Raw genomic sequence first — 13,327 nt, 5'->3', positions numbered from 1 at the left:
TTTGCCCGTGAACCGGAACTCTACTTCTTTCCTGACCGCGGCGCTGCTGACGCTGGCCGCCGCCGCGCCGCTGCACGCCCAGAACGAGCTCAGTAACTTCACGGCCACCGGCCGCGGCGGCGTCAGCACCACCTTCGCCACCGACTACCAGGCCATCGGCATCAACCCGGCCAACCTGGGCCGAGTGGGTGGCTCACGCGTAGCATTCACCATCGGCGAGGCCGGGGTGGGCGTCAGCTCCCAGTCGCTCACGCGCGACCAGCTGCGCAAGTTCGTGTACAATACCAACGACGAGCTGACGCCGGCCGAAAAGCGCAGCTTCGCTCAGGCCTTCACCTCCGACAACGCCGCCAACCTCAACGCCGATATTACCACCGTGGGGCTGGCCGTGCAACTGCCCGGGCTGGGCGGCATTGCCGTGAGCCACCGCCTGCGCACCGCCGGCCACGTCGGCCTCAACCAGAACGCCGCCGAGCTGCTGTTTCTGGGCAGGGACGCGCCCATCTACGCCAACGCCAGCGCCAGCAACATTCCGCTGGTGTCGGAGGCGCTGGCGGGTACCGACATGCAGTTCGCGGCCACCAGCGAGTTCAACGTGGCCTTTGGCCAGTGCCTGATTGATCTGCCGTTGTTTCAGCTGTCGGCGGGGGCGGGCTACCGCTATATCCAGGGTATCGGTATTCTGGATGTGCGCGTGCAGCCCGGCAACCTGCAGGGTTACAGCTCGTTGTCGCCGGTGTTTGATATCGACTACGGCAGCCTGACCACCAACCCCAGCTTCAACTTCAAGGCCCGCACCAGCGGCCTGCAGCCGGTGGGCAAGGGCAACGGCTTCGATGTGGGCGTGGCAGCCGAAGTTGGCAAGTCGCTGCGCCTGGGTTTGGCCGTTACGGACCTGGGCAGCATGACCTGGGACGGCAACCTGCTCACGGCCAACGACCAGAAGCTCAAGCGGCTGAAATCGGCGGGTATCGGCAGCTATAACTTCATCAAGGAAGCCACCGAAATCTTCGCCTCCGGCACCGACAGCCTGTTTCAGTACCAGACCGGGCTGGAGCGCAAGGCCAGCCTGCCGGCCAAGCTGCGCGCCGGGGTCGGCTTCCGCGTGAGCGAGTTCTTCGAAACCGGCCTCGACGTGACCCTGCCCCTTAACGACGTGGCCGGCAACCTCACCTCGCCCTTCGTGGGCGTGGGCGTCGATTACAAGCCGCTGAGCTGGCTGCGCCTGAGCAGCGGCGTCACGGGTGGCGCCGGCTACGGCCTGAGTTTGCCGCTGGGCTTCACCATTGCCACCTCGGTCTACGAAGCCGGCATCAGCACCCGCGACGTAGTAGGTGCGCTGACTTCGGAGCACCCATACATCTCCGTGGCCACGGGTTTCCTACGGTTTAAATTCGGGAAGATTCAATAGGCTGTCATTGCGAGGACGAAGGACGAAGCAATCCTTCCTTTCGTGGCAGACACAGCCCTTACAGAAAAGCCCTCCGGCAGTAGATTACTACTAATCTAACGCCGGAGAGCTTGCTGCTTAGGAAGGTTTGCCTCAGGTGAGAGGAAGGATTGCTTCGCTCTGCTCGCAATGACAGCCGATTTACTTCCCAGGCTCGGTGATGAAGTTGGGGAGGCCCAGCTTGCTGCGGCGGCCGCCTAGCTTCAGGCCGTCGTCCACGTACTTGGCGGCGTCAGAGTTGGGGTTCTGGATGATGCCCAGGAACTGGTTGTCTTCGCGGGCCACGTAGATGTTGCCGTCGGGGGCGCGCTGCAGGGAGCCCACTTTGCGGTTGGCTGATTTGCCGATGACGGTGGCTTTGCCGGTTTTCAGATCGAACTGGAAGATCTGAGCCTGGCCGCCGCCCTCGCCGTTGCTGGAGCCGTAGAGTTTGCTGCCGTCCGGCGAAAACTCCACGCCGTAGGCTTCGGGGTAAGGCGCGAAGGCCTTCACGTTTTTCACCAGCCCGGTGCTGCGGTCGAAGTCAAATACCTCGTATTTGTTGGCTTCGCGCCACAAAGCCACGGCCAGCTTGCGGCCATCGGGCGAGAACTTCATGGCGCCAATGGCGTTGCGGCCGGGGCCGGCGTGCATGCTGCCCACGTTGCTCATGATGGGCTTGCTCTGCACGCCGTCGGCCGTCACCAGGAAACTCACGAAGGCGTTGGAGTTCCAGCGGTGCGCCACAATCCAGACGTCGCGGCCGTTGGCGTGGCGCACGGCGGCCAGCTTCTCGGCCACCGGCGAAATCAGCAGGGCGTTGGAGCGGGGCACGTCACCAAGGCCGTTTTCGCGGGTCATATCCACGGTGGAGTAGCGCAGGCCGTTGGGGCCGCCCTGGGCGCCCACCGTAAACACGTAGAACACGTTGCCGGAGCCGGGGTCGGGCACGATGAGGGCGCTCTGGGTGCTGGAGTTGGAGCCCATCAGCTTGCGGCCGTTAGGCATCACCTGGTGCTGGCGGTTGAACACGAACTCGCCGTTGGTGTAGAACAGCAGCTGGCCCTGGGCGTTGGTGGCCACCGCCGAGCCTTCGTAGGTGGTCATTTTGCTGGTGAGCAGCGGGGTGGGGGCGCCACCATCGGCCGGGAACGTGAGGCCGGCCTGCTGGCCAAACAGCCAGATGGACTGTTCGCGCTGGGCCTGCGCCGTGCCCGCGCTCAGCAGCGCCAGCAATGGTAAGAGCAAGAGTCGTTTCATGGAAGTAGAGTTCATACGATGCTGCAAACGCAATTTCGTGCCAGAATGAGGTGGGGTGATGAGGTGATGGAGTGATGACGGGAGAAGGTGAACAAGAAGAACGTCATTCCGAGCAGCGCGAGGAATCTCGCGTGCTGATGTGCGCCTCACCTCCCCGGCTCATGCACTAAGCACGCCCAGCACTGTCACCCCAAACCCAAAAATCAAATATCCCACTCACCAGCCAGCAGGCGGGGGAGCAGAGGCTGCAGGATGCGGTAGCTGGCGCCCCAGAGTGGCACGGCGCTATCCACGCGGTAGAACGGGACGCGGCGCGGGCCGGGCCAGCCGGCTAGCTGCCAGGTTTCCTCGGCTTGGTTGGCGGCATCGGCTAGGTGCAGCAATGGGATTTCCAGCACCTCCTCTACCTCGCGGGGCTGCCACTGCCAGGTTTCGGGCCGCTTGATGCCTCCCAGAAATGGCGTGATGCGGAAGCCAGTAGGCACCGCAATGGGCGGCAGCTCGGCCAGAATTTCAATGTCGGCGGCTTGCAGGCCTACTTCTTCCTCGGCCTCGCGCAGGGCTGTGTTCAGCAGTGACCCATCGGTGGGCTCGGGCTTACCGCCCGGAAAGGCCAGCTGCCCGCCGTGCACGCCGAAGCTGCTGCGGCGCACCATCACGAGCTGCAGCTGGCCGGCGGCGTCGCGGAACACGGGCACCAGTACGGCGGAATCACGCAGGGTTTTCGGAATCGGGAAATCGTCAATGGAAAGGGACATGCGGCGAAAGTAGGCAAGTCCGGCGAAGCGGCGCACCGGATAGCGGCGCCGGGCAGAATTGCCGCCAGACAAATCAGAATGCCCTATTCTACGGCGTAGGCACCCTGCGCGTCTACGCCCACCCGGGGCAGCTGGTGCGTGTCCTCGAACTGCTGATAGCCGGCGGCCAGGCTTTGCCAGAAAGCCAGGTGCGGGCTGCTCACGCGGCGCGCCAGGTTTTCGGCGGTCATGTCGAACGGGAAAATGTGGACGGGAATAGCAGGCTGGCCGGCGGCGCGGGCCTCCACCGCCAGCACGTACAGCTCCCGGATGCCGGCATCGGTGATGGGCAGGCAGCCGATGGTAACGTTGGAGCCGTGCAGGAAGATGTCGCCGCCGGGGTCGGGGCCGGCGTGGCGGCGGTCGGCGGCGTTGGGGTAGTCGAGGCCCAGCGAGAGGTGGTACTCGCTGTCGGGGTTGAACCGGTCGATGTGGTAGAAGCCTTCCGGAATCTGCCGGTCGCCGGAGCGGCGCTTGGGGCCCAGCGTGCCCGAGGTGCCGGCCAGGCGGTAGGTACGCAGCAGCACAAACTGGCCGGCGTCCTGCTCGCGGCCCCACACTTCCACCCGGCGCCCCGTCTTGAAGGCCCGCACAAACAGCTCCAGCCGCTCGGGCCGGATGCCATTGCGGCGCAGCAGCTGGTGCAGGCTGGTCTGGTGGAACATGTATGCGGCCCGCACCCGCTCGAAGCGAAGTTGCTGCTGGCGGAAGGCGGGGTTGGGCGTGAGGCTCGTGGAAGCCGGCGCACACAGCGTCAGCAGCAGAGCTGCGGCCAGCAGGATAAGTAAGCGCATAGAGTAGCGAAGGATAGGAGGGGGAGAGCCTGCCGGGCAGGGTTGGCGTTGGAACGCTGAGCGGGCAGGCGGTAGTATCGGGAGTGGAATATATAGAGTCTGATAGGCGCTGTTGGCCGGCCGGGGCGGGAGTTACGTACTGCTGGCATGGCTTCTACTCCTGCTTCCGGCTCCTACACTCCCGATCCGCTGGGCCCCGATTTCGAGCAGCGCCGCCTGCCGCAGCCGCCCGACTACGAAGGGCCGGTGCAGGCCGTGCTGGTGCGCGCCACCGCCGCGCCCGCCACGGGCCGGGCAGTGCTTTACGTGCACGGCTTCAACGACTACTTCTTCCAGACCGAAATGGCCGCGCAGTACACCGCACACGGTTACCGGTTCTACGCCCTCGACCTGCGCAAGTACGGCCGCGCCATCCTGCCGCATCAGCACCCCAACAACGTGCGCAGCCTCACCGAATACTTCGCCGACCTCGACGCCGCGCTGGCCGTGGTGCGTGCCGAGGGCGGGCAGCAGTTGGTGCTCAGCGGCCATTCTACCGGCGGGCTGATTGTGTCACTTTACGCAGCCGCACACCCCAATGCTGTGCCGGCGCTGGTGCTCAATAGCCCGTTTCTGGAGCTGCATCAGGCCCGCATCAAGCGGCTAGGGGTGCCGCTGCTGGCGGCGCTGGGACGCGTGTGGCCCAACCTGCCAGTGCCGGCCGGCCTCTCCGACACCTACGGCCAGAGCCTGCACCGCGCCTACCGCGGCCACTGGGACTACAATCTGGCCTGGAAGCCCAACCACGTATTCGGGGTGAATGCGGGCTGGCTGCGCGCCATCCGGCAGGGGCACGCGCAGGTGAGGGCCGGGCTGGGCATTGCTGCGCCCGTGTTGGTGCTGCACGCCAGCCGCACCGCCGTCGGCCAGCAGTGGTCCGACGACTTCCAACGCGCCGACATCGTGCTCAACGTGGCCCACATCCGCCACCTAGCGCCCCGGCTGGGCCTTAACGTCACGGTGCAGGAAATCCCCGACGGCATCCATGACCTGTTCCTATCGGGCCCGGCAGCGCGGGCGCAGGCCTACCAGACCGTGTTTGCGTGGCTGGCACAGGTGCTGCCGGCGCCGGCCGGGCAGCAGTAAAGTCTGTCCAACTTCCGCTAAGAAACCATGCTGCGCGCAGCTGAAGCCCCCGCACTGCCGACCAATTCCCATCGTCTGGCTCCCCCTCTCCCCCTGGAGAGGGGGCTGGGGGGGGGCGCCTACCTGCACGATGCGCCAAAGCTGTTTCAGCCAGCTTCGCAGCAAACCTTACTTCCACATCGCCAAAACATGCACTGGGCCCCGGTACTTCTACTATCATGCGCTCTGCTTTTGCCTATATCGGCCTGCTGGCTGCTTTCCTGATGAATCCCGTGTCCATTCCGGCCCAGACGGCTCCGAAACCAACATCCGTGGCGGCGCTGCTGAAAGCCAGCCGCTGGCAGCAGCGCGTACTGCTGCTCTACGCGCCCACTGCCACCGACCCCGCGCTACTGCGGCAGCGGGAGCTGCTGCGCGGCGCAGGGCCCGAGCTGGAAGCCCGCCAGCTGCTGGTGCGGGAGCTAGTGGGCAGCACGCTGTCGGCTGCCGATGCGCGCTACCTTGCGCAGCAGCTGGGCGTCGCGCCGGGCGGCTTTGCCGTGGTGCTGATTGGCAAGGATGGCGGGGTGAAAAAGCGCGCCACGCAGCCCCTGCCGCCGGCCAGCCTGTTTGCCACCATCGACGCCATGCCCATGCGCCGGCAGGAAATGCGCCAGCAGCCGTAGCTTCGGCGCCTGAATCTTCGGGCCTCTACCACGATGTAGAGACGCCTAATTGCGTCTCGCCGTTGAACAACAGTCCGTCTTGTGGCGCGGCCGATGAGACGCAACCAGGCGTCTAAACACCAGGCCCACGGCCTCTCAACCCTCCCGAAAGAATGAATACCACGCAGCTGTTTGCCTTCCTCACAGAGCTGGCCCGCCACAACGAGCGGGACTGGTTTCAAACCCATAAACCCACCTACGAGCAGCTGCGTCGCGAATTTGAAGCGGCCGTGACTGGCTGGCTGCGCGAGCTGACGGTTTCCGACCCGCGCCTGGCCGGCCTGGAGCCCAAGAAGACCCTGTTCCGCATCTACCGCGACGTGCGCTTCTCCAAAAACAAAGACCCGTTTAAAACCCACTTCAGCGCCTACTTCTCGGAGGGGGGTAAGGCGGGCACCGGGCCGGGCTATTACGTGCAGCTGGGCCCCCACGGCCAGACGCTGCTGGCGGGCGGCATCTACGTGCCCGAAAAAGACCAGCTCACCCGCATCCGGCAGGAAATCGACTATAACGGGCCGGCGCTGCACCAGCTGCTGGAGGCGCCGGAGTTTCGGCGCTACTTCTCCGGCCTGGGCGGCGAGAAGCTGAAAAAGGCGCCGGCCGGCTACCCCGCCGACCACCCCGATCTGGAGCTGCTCAAGCACAAAAGCTTCGTCGTGACCCACCACATTTCCGATGTCACCGTGCATCAGCTTGATCTGGATACCTACGTGCCGGCCGTTTTCCGGGCCCTGCAGCCGTTCTGCGAGTTTCTGCGCGAAGCCGTGGAGTAGCGCCAAGCCACTGGAGGGCGCGAAATGCGCAGCCGGCGGCGCGGCGCGAGCAACTGGCGCTTACCTTCGCGTGTGCTCAGCTCGTTTACGCATGATGTGGTGATTGTGGGCGCCGGTCCGGCTGGGGCGGCGTGCGCGCTGGCGCTGCGCCACAGCGGCCTGCGCGTGGCCCTGCTCGATAAGGCCCGTTTCCCGCGCGACAAAGTCTGCGGCGACGCCATTCCGGGCCCCACGCTGCGCCACCTCAGCCGCCTCGATGCCACCTACGGCCCCGAGCTGCACGCCTTGCTGGCCCCGCACCGCACCGATGCCCGCTACAGCCGCCTGCTGGCGCCCGGCGGCCGTAGCCTGCGCATCCGCTGGCACAACCCCGCCTTCAACTGCGCCCGCCTGCCTTTTGATGATGCCCTGCTGACACTGGTGCGCCGCCACACCGCCACCGAAATCCTGGAAAACTGCGCCATCCGGCGTATTGCGCTTGATGAAACTGGCGTAACGATTCAACTGGCCGAGGCCGGCCGGGAACCGCTACGGGCGGCGCTGGTTATCGGCTGCGACGGAGCCAACTCCGTGGTGGCCCGCCAGGTGGGCGCCGCCGCGCAGCTCGACCGCGCCCACCACTGCGCCGCCGTGCGCGCCTACTACGACGGCGTAGCCGACGCGCCCACCGATACGTCGGATTTCTATTTTCTGCGCGAGTTTGGGGCGGGCTACTGCTGGGTGTTTCCGGTGGGCGGCGGGCGCTACAACGTGGGCTTGGGCGTGCTGTCGGAGGAAGTGGCAGCGCGCCGGCTCGATCTGAAGGCCGAGCTGCGGCAGCTGCTGGCCACCCATCCGCACCTGGCCCCGCGCTTTGCCGGTGCCGGGCTGCTGACGCCCATCACCGGCTTCGGGCTGCCGCTGGGCGGCTCCGGTCGGCCCGTGCACGGCCCCCGCTGGCTGCTCTGCGGCGACGCCGCCGCCCTCATCGACCCGCTACAGGGCCACGGCATCGACAAAGCCGTGCACAGCGGCATCCTGGCCGCCGGGCAGGTGCTCCGCAGCTTCCAAACAGGCCGCTTCGACCAGGAGTTTCTGAGCGAGTACGCCCGGCAGGTGAAGCACCACATCGGGCGGGAACTGACGCGCCGCTACCGCCTCATGCAGCTGCTGGCCGGCAAGGCCTGGCTGGTAGATCTGGCGGTGCGCGCCGCCGCCTGGCCCTGGCTGCAGCGCCGCCTCGTGCGGCTGGTAGGGTAGTAGCCTCTCTGTCTGGTTAAATCAGAACGCGACGCCGGGTTTTTCGTGCGTGTGCCGCCGGGAGCAGTAGCGCGAACTTTGTAGTTCGCGCTACTGCTCGCCGTTAGAACAGTTGATACGGCGCGGGGACGCGAACTACAAAGTTCGCGCTACTGCTCGCTGCTTACTCGTCTTTCTGCTTCCGGAAATCGGGGTTGAAGTTGAGGCTGAGCTGCAGGGCGCGGTTGTGCTCGAACACCACGCCGTCGTCGTGCTGCACAATCTGGTTGAGGTAGCTGGCTTCCACACTCAGGGCCTCCGTGAACTGGTAGCCCAGGCCTGCGTAGAGGCGGTTCTGGTTGAACACCTGTGCCACGCCGGGCCCATAGGCCAGAAACACCTCGTCGGAGGCCAGGGCGTAGAGCGTCTGGGGCTCGATGGTGGGGCGGGTGAGCGGAAACTGCAGCTGCAGGCGGTAGCGGGAGCGGTAGTTGCGCGGCGCGTAGGCGGTTTCGCCGGGGTTGCGCAGCCAGCGGAAATCCTGGATGTAGCGGTGCGCGAGCTGTAGCCGCCCGATTTCGTCCTGCAAATCGGCGCGCAGGTAGAAGCGCCGCTCGTGGGTGCGGCCGGTGTCGGGGAAGTCGCCGTAGGGCAGCGAGAGCAGGTACACGTAGCCGGGCGTGAGCGTGAGCCGCTTGGTGGCGTGGTAGTTCAGGCCCAGCCGGTAGAAATACTGCTGCGGGTCGCGCAGGCCGTGGGTGCGGCGCAGCTGAAACTCGGTGTGCAAACCCCAGCGCTTGGTCAGGCGCGCATCACTGAACCAAGCCAGCCAGACGTTGTGGTTCCGGTCCTGAATGGTGCCGGTAGGGGCCGGCTGCACCTGAGCGGCAACGGGTAGTAGGCTGCTGGCCAGCAGCGCCGCCGCAGAGAGAAAAAATACACGCATGCTTAGCCTAACGCAATTCCGGCCGTCCGGATGCCGCGAGGTCGTTCAATCCCTGTTTCACGCACTTCAACTGAAAGAGCCCCGGCTTCATCAGATTGGGGTTCTAAACGAGGCGGTCTGCTGGCACCTTTGAGCTATCCATCCGCCCTTTACTGCCTGTATCTCATGAAAAAGCCTGTCTTAGCCATCGTCACGCTGCTTACGTTCCTGGTCGCCGTGTATGCGCCTCGTTTTGTTAATCCGTGGCTGGGGCTGGTGCCCGGCCAGCTGGCGCCCGGCCTGTATGTGCTGTACATGGCACTGTGGTGGCTGGGGCTGCCGCTACTGGCGCTCAGCGGCCTGTATGGCTGGCGCCGAGCAGTGCCCGAGCTGGGCTGGCAGGCCTCAATGGGGGTGGGTCTGGCTATGGGCCTGGGATGCACGCTGCCGATGCTGCTGGGCTATCTGGCCGTTTTTCAACTCACCAGCACCACCGGGACGGTGCTGGCCGGCAGCCTGCTGCGGGGCGCCGTCTGGGCCGGACTGGGCGAAGAAACGCTGTTCCGGGGCTTTCTGTTTGGGCAGCTGACGCGGCGCGTTCGGTTTCCGTGGCTGCTCACCATCCTCATCGAGTCGGGTATCTTCGCCACGGGTCACCTCTACCAAAGCCACGACCTGGCCTCGGCGGTGGGCGTGCTGGCCGTCACGTTTGGGGGCGGCGTGTGGTTTGGCTGGCTCTACAAAAGCTGGAACAATCTGTGGGTGCCCATCTGCCTGCACATCTTTATGAATGCCTGGTGGATGCTGTTCGACGTCTCGGACTCAGCGGTAGGCAACCTGTGGGCGAACGTATTTCGGGTGCTGACCATTGCCCTGTCGGTGGCGGCTACACTCTGGTACCTGCGTCGGCCCCAGCAGCCAGCGCCGGCGGCCGCGCTGGTGGCCTAGCAATAAAGGAGGGGTAGAGCAGACGGCCGGAGCTTCCATTTTCAGCTGGAAAACACGTACTTCGGCAGGTTGGCCGTTACGCTATTCTACCGCTGGTTATGCAGAATTACTATCGAATCCTGGGTGTGTCCTCAACGGCGCCGGCGGCCGAGCTGGAGCGGGCCTACCGAGCCCTGCACGCCCGCCTGAGCAAGCGCGCCGCCCGCGACCCGGCCCTTAACGAGCGCCTCACCGAAGCCTACAGCGGCCTGCAGATTCTGCTAGACCCGCGCCGCCGCTGGGCCTACGACCAACTGCTGGCCCAGCAACCCACGCCGCCGCTGTCCGGCTCCCGCGCCCTGCTGCACCGCTACGCCCCGGTGGCCCGCTGGCTGAATGTGGCGCTGCTGGCGTTCTGCGCCCTGCTGGCTCTGGACGTGGCGCTGCCCCTGCGCGAACTGCCCGGCGAGCTGGTGCTGCGCCGCACGCTGGTATCGGTGAGCGTATCGGCTGCCAATCCGCAGGTGGCCTACGACATCCGCACGCCGCTCACCCGGTTCCGGCTGGCCAGCAGCATTGCGCCCCGCGCCCGCGAAGGCCAGTTCCTGACGGTGTGGCGCACGCCGCTGCTGGGCGTGGTGCGGCGCGTCAGCTCGCCATCGTCGGTAGAGGGGGCGGCGCCGTTTGAGCCGTACGGCACCGGCGTGTATGGTGGGGCGCTGGCGGCGCTGCCGGTGGCGCTGCTGCTCACGGCGGCGCTGGGCGCGTGGCCGGGCCGCTCGGCCGAAATGCGGGTGAACACGGCCGTGGCCGGCAGTTTGCTCTGGCTGCTCACGGTGGTGGTGATGTGGCTGTTTTGAGTGGGGGAGAGGCTGAGCTGAGGCGCAGGCAGGCGCAGGTCGGTAACGAGAAGTTGGAACAAGCGTACTGCCTTCTGACTTTCTGTATCTCTCCTTTACAATTCACCAGTTCACGTTTCCTTCCGAATGGCCGATTCTCCTGCCTCCGCTTCCGAAAACCTGTTGTTCGATGCTGCCCGCCGTGGCGACCTAGCTGCGCTACGGCAGCTGCTGGCCGCGGGCGCTGACGTCAACGCCCGCAACGACCGGGGCTTCTCGGCTCTGGTGCTGGCCGCCTACGACAACCACCCCGACGCCGTAAGCCTGCTGCTCGAAGCCGGCGCCGACCCCAACCTGCAGGATGCCAGCGGCAACACCGCCCTGATGGGCGTGGCCTTCAAGGGCTACACCGACATTGCGGGGCTGCTCATCGGGCGCGGCGCCGACCTCAATGCCCGCAACGGCACCGCCAGCACGGCGCTCATGTACGCGGTTATGTTCGGCCGCAACGACATGGTAACCAGTCTGCTGAAAGCCGGCGCCGACGCTGCCCTGCGCGACGGGCGCGGCCTCTCCGCCCGCGACCTGGCCGGGCAGCACAACAACAGCCAGGCCCTGGAGCTGCTGCCGGCATAAGCTGAATGAATCAGTAGCACGTCATTAGAACGTCATTCCGACTGAGAGAACGTCATTCCGAGCGAAGGCGGAGCCGGAGCCGAGGAATCTCGCCAGTGTAGTAAACTCAATTCTACCACACTGGCGAGACTCCTCGGCTCCGGCTCCGCCTTGCTTGGAATGACGTTCTGTATTACAGTAACTCGTGCAACTCCAGCGTTTCGCCGGCCTGGAGGGCGTGTACTGTCACGCCATCGGCTGGTGTGAGGTGGGCGCGGAGCTGGGCGGGCGTGCCGGTGAGGGTGGGGTAGGTGCCGTAGTGAAACGGCACCACGTGCGGCACGCGCAGCAGCCGGGTGGCGTGGGCCGCTTCCAGTGGCCTCATAGTGTAGCGGCCCCCAATGGGCAGAAGCGCCGCCGTGGGCTGGTAGAGGTCGGCCAGTAGGCGCATGTCGCCGAAGAGGCCGGTGTCGCCGGCGGCGTAGAGCACGGTGCCATCGGAGAGGTCCAGCACGTAGCCCACGCTTTCGTGGGGGGCGGTGGTGGTGCCGTCGGGCAGGTCGATGTGGGCGGTGTGCTGGGCGCGGGTCATGGTGAGCTGCAGGCCGGCCACGACAATGCTGCCGCCTACGTTCATGGGCTCGGCCTGCTCGCGCGGCAGCCCTTGCTGGTGCAGATAGAAGCGCACCGGGGCCGGAGCCACCAGCACGGCCCCGGTGCGTGCCAGCAGCGCCAGCAGCTGCGAGTCCATGTGGTCGTCGTGGCCGTGGGTGATGAGCACCAGGTCGGCGCGCTCGGGGTGGCGCAGGGTTTCCGGCACGAACGGGTTGTCGTTCAGCCACGGGTCGATGAGCACTACTAGCCCCTCCGGCGTGGTGAGGCGGAAGCTGGCGTGGCCGAGAAACTGGAGCTGCGTGGTAGTGGGCATAGAGCAATGCAGTAGGAAGTAGGCGAAAGTAGCTTGCCGCCTCGTTTTTCGCCAACACCAACCCCTGATGCCTGTCGGCACGGCTGAGTTGCCTGCTACAAGTGCGGAAACGAATGCCCATCAAATAGGCGCCAGCTTACGGCTACGTAGCGGGTGCGCGGAATGGCGTAGTAGCCATCGGCGGTGCCAAAGCTCATCAACTGACCAGTCAGGCGGCTTTCCTGGCGATGGGCGGCGGAGCTGACGTCATTGAGGGAGTGGCTGTGGTTGCGGCGGTAGCCCACAGCCAGCGTCCAGCGGCGGTAGTGGGCGCCAGCCTCTGCGTAGCGGCCGCCCGCTCGGCTGCGGTAGGAGCTGGGCGCGTGACGCGACGCGGCCGCAGGGTTTAGGCCCTGCATGAAACTACTGCCGACGGGCAGCGCAATACCGTCCAGCTCCCGGCTTGCCACGCCGTCGTAGCGCGCTTCCGATTGCACATTGGCCCACTTCGTGACGCTCCAGCCCGCGCCGGCAAACAGGCGCCATTGCTGGCCCACGGGCAGTTGGTAGCGCACGCCCAGCGTGGCCGTCAGGGCGGTGGCCTGCAGGCGGTAGGTTTTGGTAGGGAAATCGGGGTGGCCGGTGTTGAACTGCTGGCGGTAGCCGCCAAACTGCCGCGCCGTGCCCTCGGCGTGCAGCGCCCAGCGCCGCCCCGGCGACTCCAGCCCCAGCTGCAGCCCGCCCATCGGCCGCAGCTTCGCGTCCATGTCTTCGCCCAGAAGATACAGCGGCTCCACTACCTGGCCGGTTTCGTAGTAGCCGGCGTACGGAAAGTTGTTTTCCCACTGCATGGTTGGCTTAGCCAAACCCACCGTGGGGCCGGCATACCAGGTCCAACGGCGCGGTGCAGGCTGGACTAGCGAATCGGGAGAGGCGGCAATCGGGGCCGGCGCCGACAGCGCCGCCAAAAGCGTAAAAACGGGTAGCATACAACAAGCAGAATAGGAGGTGAAT

At 65.8% G+C, this 13,327-nt stretch carries 14 protein-coding genes; 8 read left to right on the top strand and 6 right to left on the bottom strand.

Annotation, left to right across the window (positions count from 1 at the left end; all coding sequences use genetic code 11):
• Nucleotides 1-7: 7 nt before the first annotated feature.
• Complete coding sequence (locus tag O9Z63_RS12475; protein ID WP_270125556.1) at nt 8-1,411, top strand: DUF5723 family protein; 1,404 nt, start codon at nt 8-10, stop codon at nt 1,409-1,411.
• 180 nt (nt 1,412-1,591) lie between these two features.
• On the opposite strand, the gene O9Z63_RS12470 is transcribed toward O9Z63_RS12475, so the two are convergent.
• The 3 genes from O9Z63_RS12470 to O9Z63_RS12460 form a co-directional block, all read right to left on the bottom strand.
• Complete coding sequence (locus tag O9Z63_RS12470; RefSeq protein ID WP_270125555.1) at nt 1,592-2,689, bottom strand: TolB family protein; 1,098 nt, start codon at nt 2,687-2,689, stop codon at nt 1,592-1,594.
• A gap of 203 nt (nt 2,690-2,892) precedes the next feature.
• Nucleotides 2,893-3,447: an NUDIX hydrolase gene (locus O9Z63_RS12465; protein WP_270125554.1), complete on the bottom strand. Its 555-nt coding sequence runs from the start codon at nt 3,445-3,447 to the stop codon at nt 2,893-2,895.
• An 83-nt stretch (nt 3,448-3,530) separates the two neighbouring features.
• On the bottom strand, nt 3,531-4,280 hold the full coding sequence (locus O9Z63_RS12460) for a L,D-transpeptidase family protein (protein WP_270125553.1): 750 nt from the start codon (nt 4,278-4,280) through the stop codon (nt 3,531-3,533).
• 147 nt (nt 4,281-4,427) lie between these two features.
• Between O9Z63_RS12460 and O9Z63_RS12455 the strand changes: the two genes are divergently transcribed.
• The 4 genes from O9Z63_RS12455 to O9Z63_RS12440 all read left to right on the top strand — a co-directional run bounded on the left by O9Z63_RS12455 (nt 4,428) and on the right by O9Z63_RS12440 (nt 8,121).
• On the top strand, nt 4,428-5,405 hold the full coding sequence (locus O9Z63_RS12455; RefSeq protein ID WP_270125552.1) for an alpha/beta hydrolase: 978 nt from the start codon (nt 4,428-4,430) through the stop codon (nt 5,403-5,405).
• A 218-nt stretch (nt 5,406-5,623) separates the two neighbouring features.
• Nucleotides 5,624-6,070 (top strand): DUF4174 domain-containing protein, encoded by a 447-nt coding sequence (locus O9Z63_RS12450; protein WP_270125551.1) that lies wholly within the window; start codon nt 5,624-5,626, stop codon nt 6,068-6,070.
• 152 nt (nt 6,071-6,222) lie between these two features.
• Nucleotides 6,223-6,882 (top strand): DUF2461 domain-containing protein, encoded by a 660-nt coding sequence (locus tag O9Z63_RS12445; protein ID WP_270125550.1) that lies wholly within the window; start codon nt 6,223-6,225, stop codon nt 6,880-6,882.
• Nucleotides 6,883-6,954: 72 nt separating this feature from the next.
• Nucleotides 6,955-8,121 (top strand): NAD(P)/FAD-dependent oxidoreductase, encoded by a 1,167-nt coding sequence (locus O9Z63_RS12440; RefSeq protein WP_270125549.1) that lies wholly within the window; start codon nt 6,955-6,957, stop codon nt 8,119-8,121.
• Between the two features lie 163 nt (nt 8,122-8,284).
• Here the strand turns inward: O9Z63_RS12440 and O9Z63_RS12435 are convergent, their stop codons facing one another.
• Nucleotides 8,285-9,046 (bottom strand): DUF2490 domain-containing protein, encoded by a 762-nt coding sequence (locus O9Z63_RS12435; protein ID WP_270125548.1) that lies wholly within the window; start codon nt 9,044-9,046, stop codon nt 8,285-8,287.
• A gap of 165 nt (nt 9,047-9,211) precedes the next feature.
• Here O9Z63_RS12435 and O9Z63_RS12430 point away from each other — a divergent pair, with 165 nt between their 5' ends.
• The 3 genes from O9Z63_RS12430 to O9Z63_RS12420 all read left to right on the top strand — a co-directional run bounded on the left by O9Z63_RS12430 (nt 9,212) and on the right by O9Z63_RS12420 (nt 11,427).
• A complete protein-coding gene (locus tag O9Z63_RS12430; RefSeq protein WP_270125547.1) occupies nt 9,212-9,973 on the top strand; it encodes a CPBP family intramembrane glutamic endopeptidase in 762 nt (253 codons plus the stop codon).
• Nucleotides 9,974-10,071: 98 nt separating this feature from the next.
• On the top strand, nt 10,072-10,812 hold the full coding sequence (locus O9Z63_RS12425) for a J domain-containing protein (protein WP_270125546.1): 741 nt from the start codon (nt 10,072-10,074) through the stop codon (nt 10,810-10,812).
• Nucleotides 10,813-10,938: 126 nt separating this feature from the next.
• A complete protein-coding gene (locus tag O9Z63_RS12420; RefSeq protein WP_270125544.1) occupies nt 10,939-11,427 on the top strand; it encodes an ankyrin repeat domain-containing protein in 489 nt (162 codons plus the stop codon).
• Nucleotides 11,428-11,599: 172 nt separating this feature from the next.
• Here O9Z63_RS12420 and O9Z63_RS12415 read toward each other — a convergent pair whose 3' ends face one another.
• Together O9Z63_RS12415 and O9Z63_RS12410 are read right to left on the bottom strand one after the other, a co-directional pair.
• Entirely contained in the window at nt 11,600-12,334 is a 735-nt protein-coding gene (locus tag O9Z63_RS12415; RefSeq protein ID WP_270125543.1) for a metal-dependent hydrolase, read from the bottom strand.
• 95 nt (nt 12,335-12,429) lie between these two features.
• Nucleotides 12,430-13,302, bottom strand: a complete 873-nt coding sequence (locus O9Z63_RS12410) for a hypothetical protein (RefSeq protein ID WP_270125542.1) — start codon at nt 13,300-13,302, stop codon at nt 12,430-12,432.
• Between the last annotated feature and the right edge of the window lie 25 nt (nt 13,303-13,327).

Origin of the sequence: Hymenobacter yonginensis (genome assembly GCF_027625995.1) — a bacterium.
Lineage (GTDB): Bacteria > Bacteroidota > Bacteroidia > Cytophagales > Hymenobacteraceae > Hymenobacter > Hymenobacter yonginensis.
The sequence above is the reverse complement of the archived record's forward strand: the minus strand, read 5'-3'. Positions and strand labels throughout refer to the sequence as shown.

Excerpts from the sequence above, each read along its gene's own strand:
- O9Z63_RS12470 (WP_270125555.1), bottom strand. The coding sequence starts at position 2,689 with ATGAAACGACTCTTGCTCTTACCATTGCTGGCGCTGCTGAGCGCGGGC.
- O9Z63_RS12465 (WP_270125554.1), bottom strand. The coding sequence starts at position 3,447 with ATGTCCCTTTCCATTGACGATTTCCCGATTCCGAAAACCCTGCGTGAT.
- O9Z63_RS12460 (WP_270125553.1), bottom strand. The coding sequence starts at position 4,280 with ATGCGCTTACTTATCCTGCTGGCCGCAGCTCTGCTGCTGACGCTGTGT.
- O9Z63_RS12455 (WP_270125552.1), top strand. The coding sequence starts at position 4,428 with ATGGCTTCTACTCCTGCTTCCGGCTCCTACACTCCCGATCCGCTGGGC.
- O9Z63_RS12450 (WP_270125551.1), top strand. The coding sequence starts at position 5,624 with ATGCGCTCTGCTTTTGCCTATATCGGCCTGCTGGCTGCTTTCCTGATG.
- O9Z63_RS12445 (WP_270125550.1), top strand. The coding sequence starts at position 6,223 with ATGAATACCACGCAGCTGTTTGCCTTCCTCACAGAGCTGGCCCGCCAC.
- O9Z63_RS12435 (WP_270125548.1), bottom strand. The coding sequence starts at position 9,046 with ATGCGTGTATTTTTTCTCTCTGCGGCGGCGCTGCTGGCCAGCAGCCTA.
- O9Z63_RS12430 (WP_270125547.1), top strand. The coding sequence starts at position 9,212 with ATGAAAAAGCCTGTCTTAGCCATCGTCACGCTGCTTACGTTCCTGGTC.
- O9Z63_RS12425 (WP_270125546.1), top strand. The coding sequence starts at position 10,072 with ATGCAGAATTACTATCGAATCCTGGGTGTGTCCTCAACGGCGCCGGCG.
- O9Z63_RS12420 (WP_270125544.1), top strand. The coding sequence starts at position 10,939 with ATGGCCGATTCTCCTGCCTCCGCTTCCGAAAACCTGTTGTTCGATGCT.
- O9Z63_RS12415 (WP_270125543.1), bottom strand. The coding sequence starts at position 12,334 with ATGCCCACTACCACGCAGCTCCAGTTTCTCGGCCACGCCAGCTTCCGC.
- O9Z63_RS12410 (WP_270125542.1), bottom strand. The coding sequence starts at position 13,302 with ATGCTACCCGTTTTTACGCTTTTGGCGGCGCTGTCGGCGCCGGCCCCG.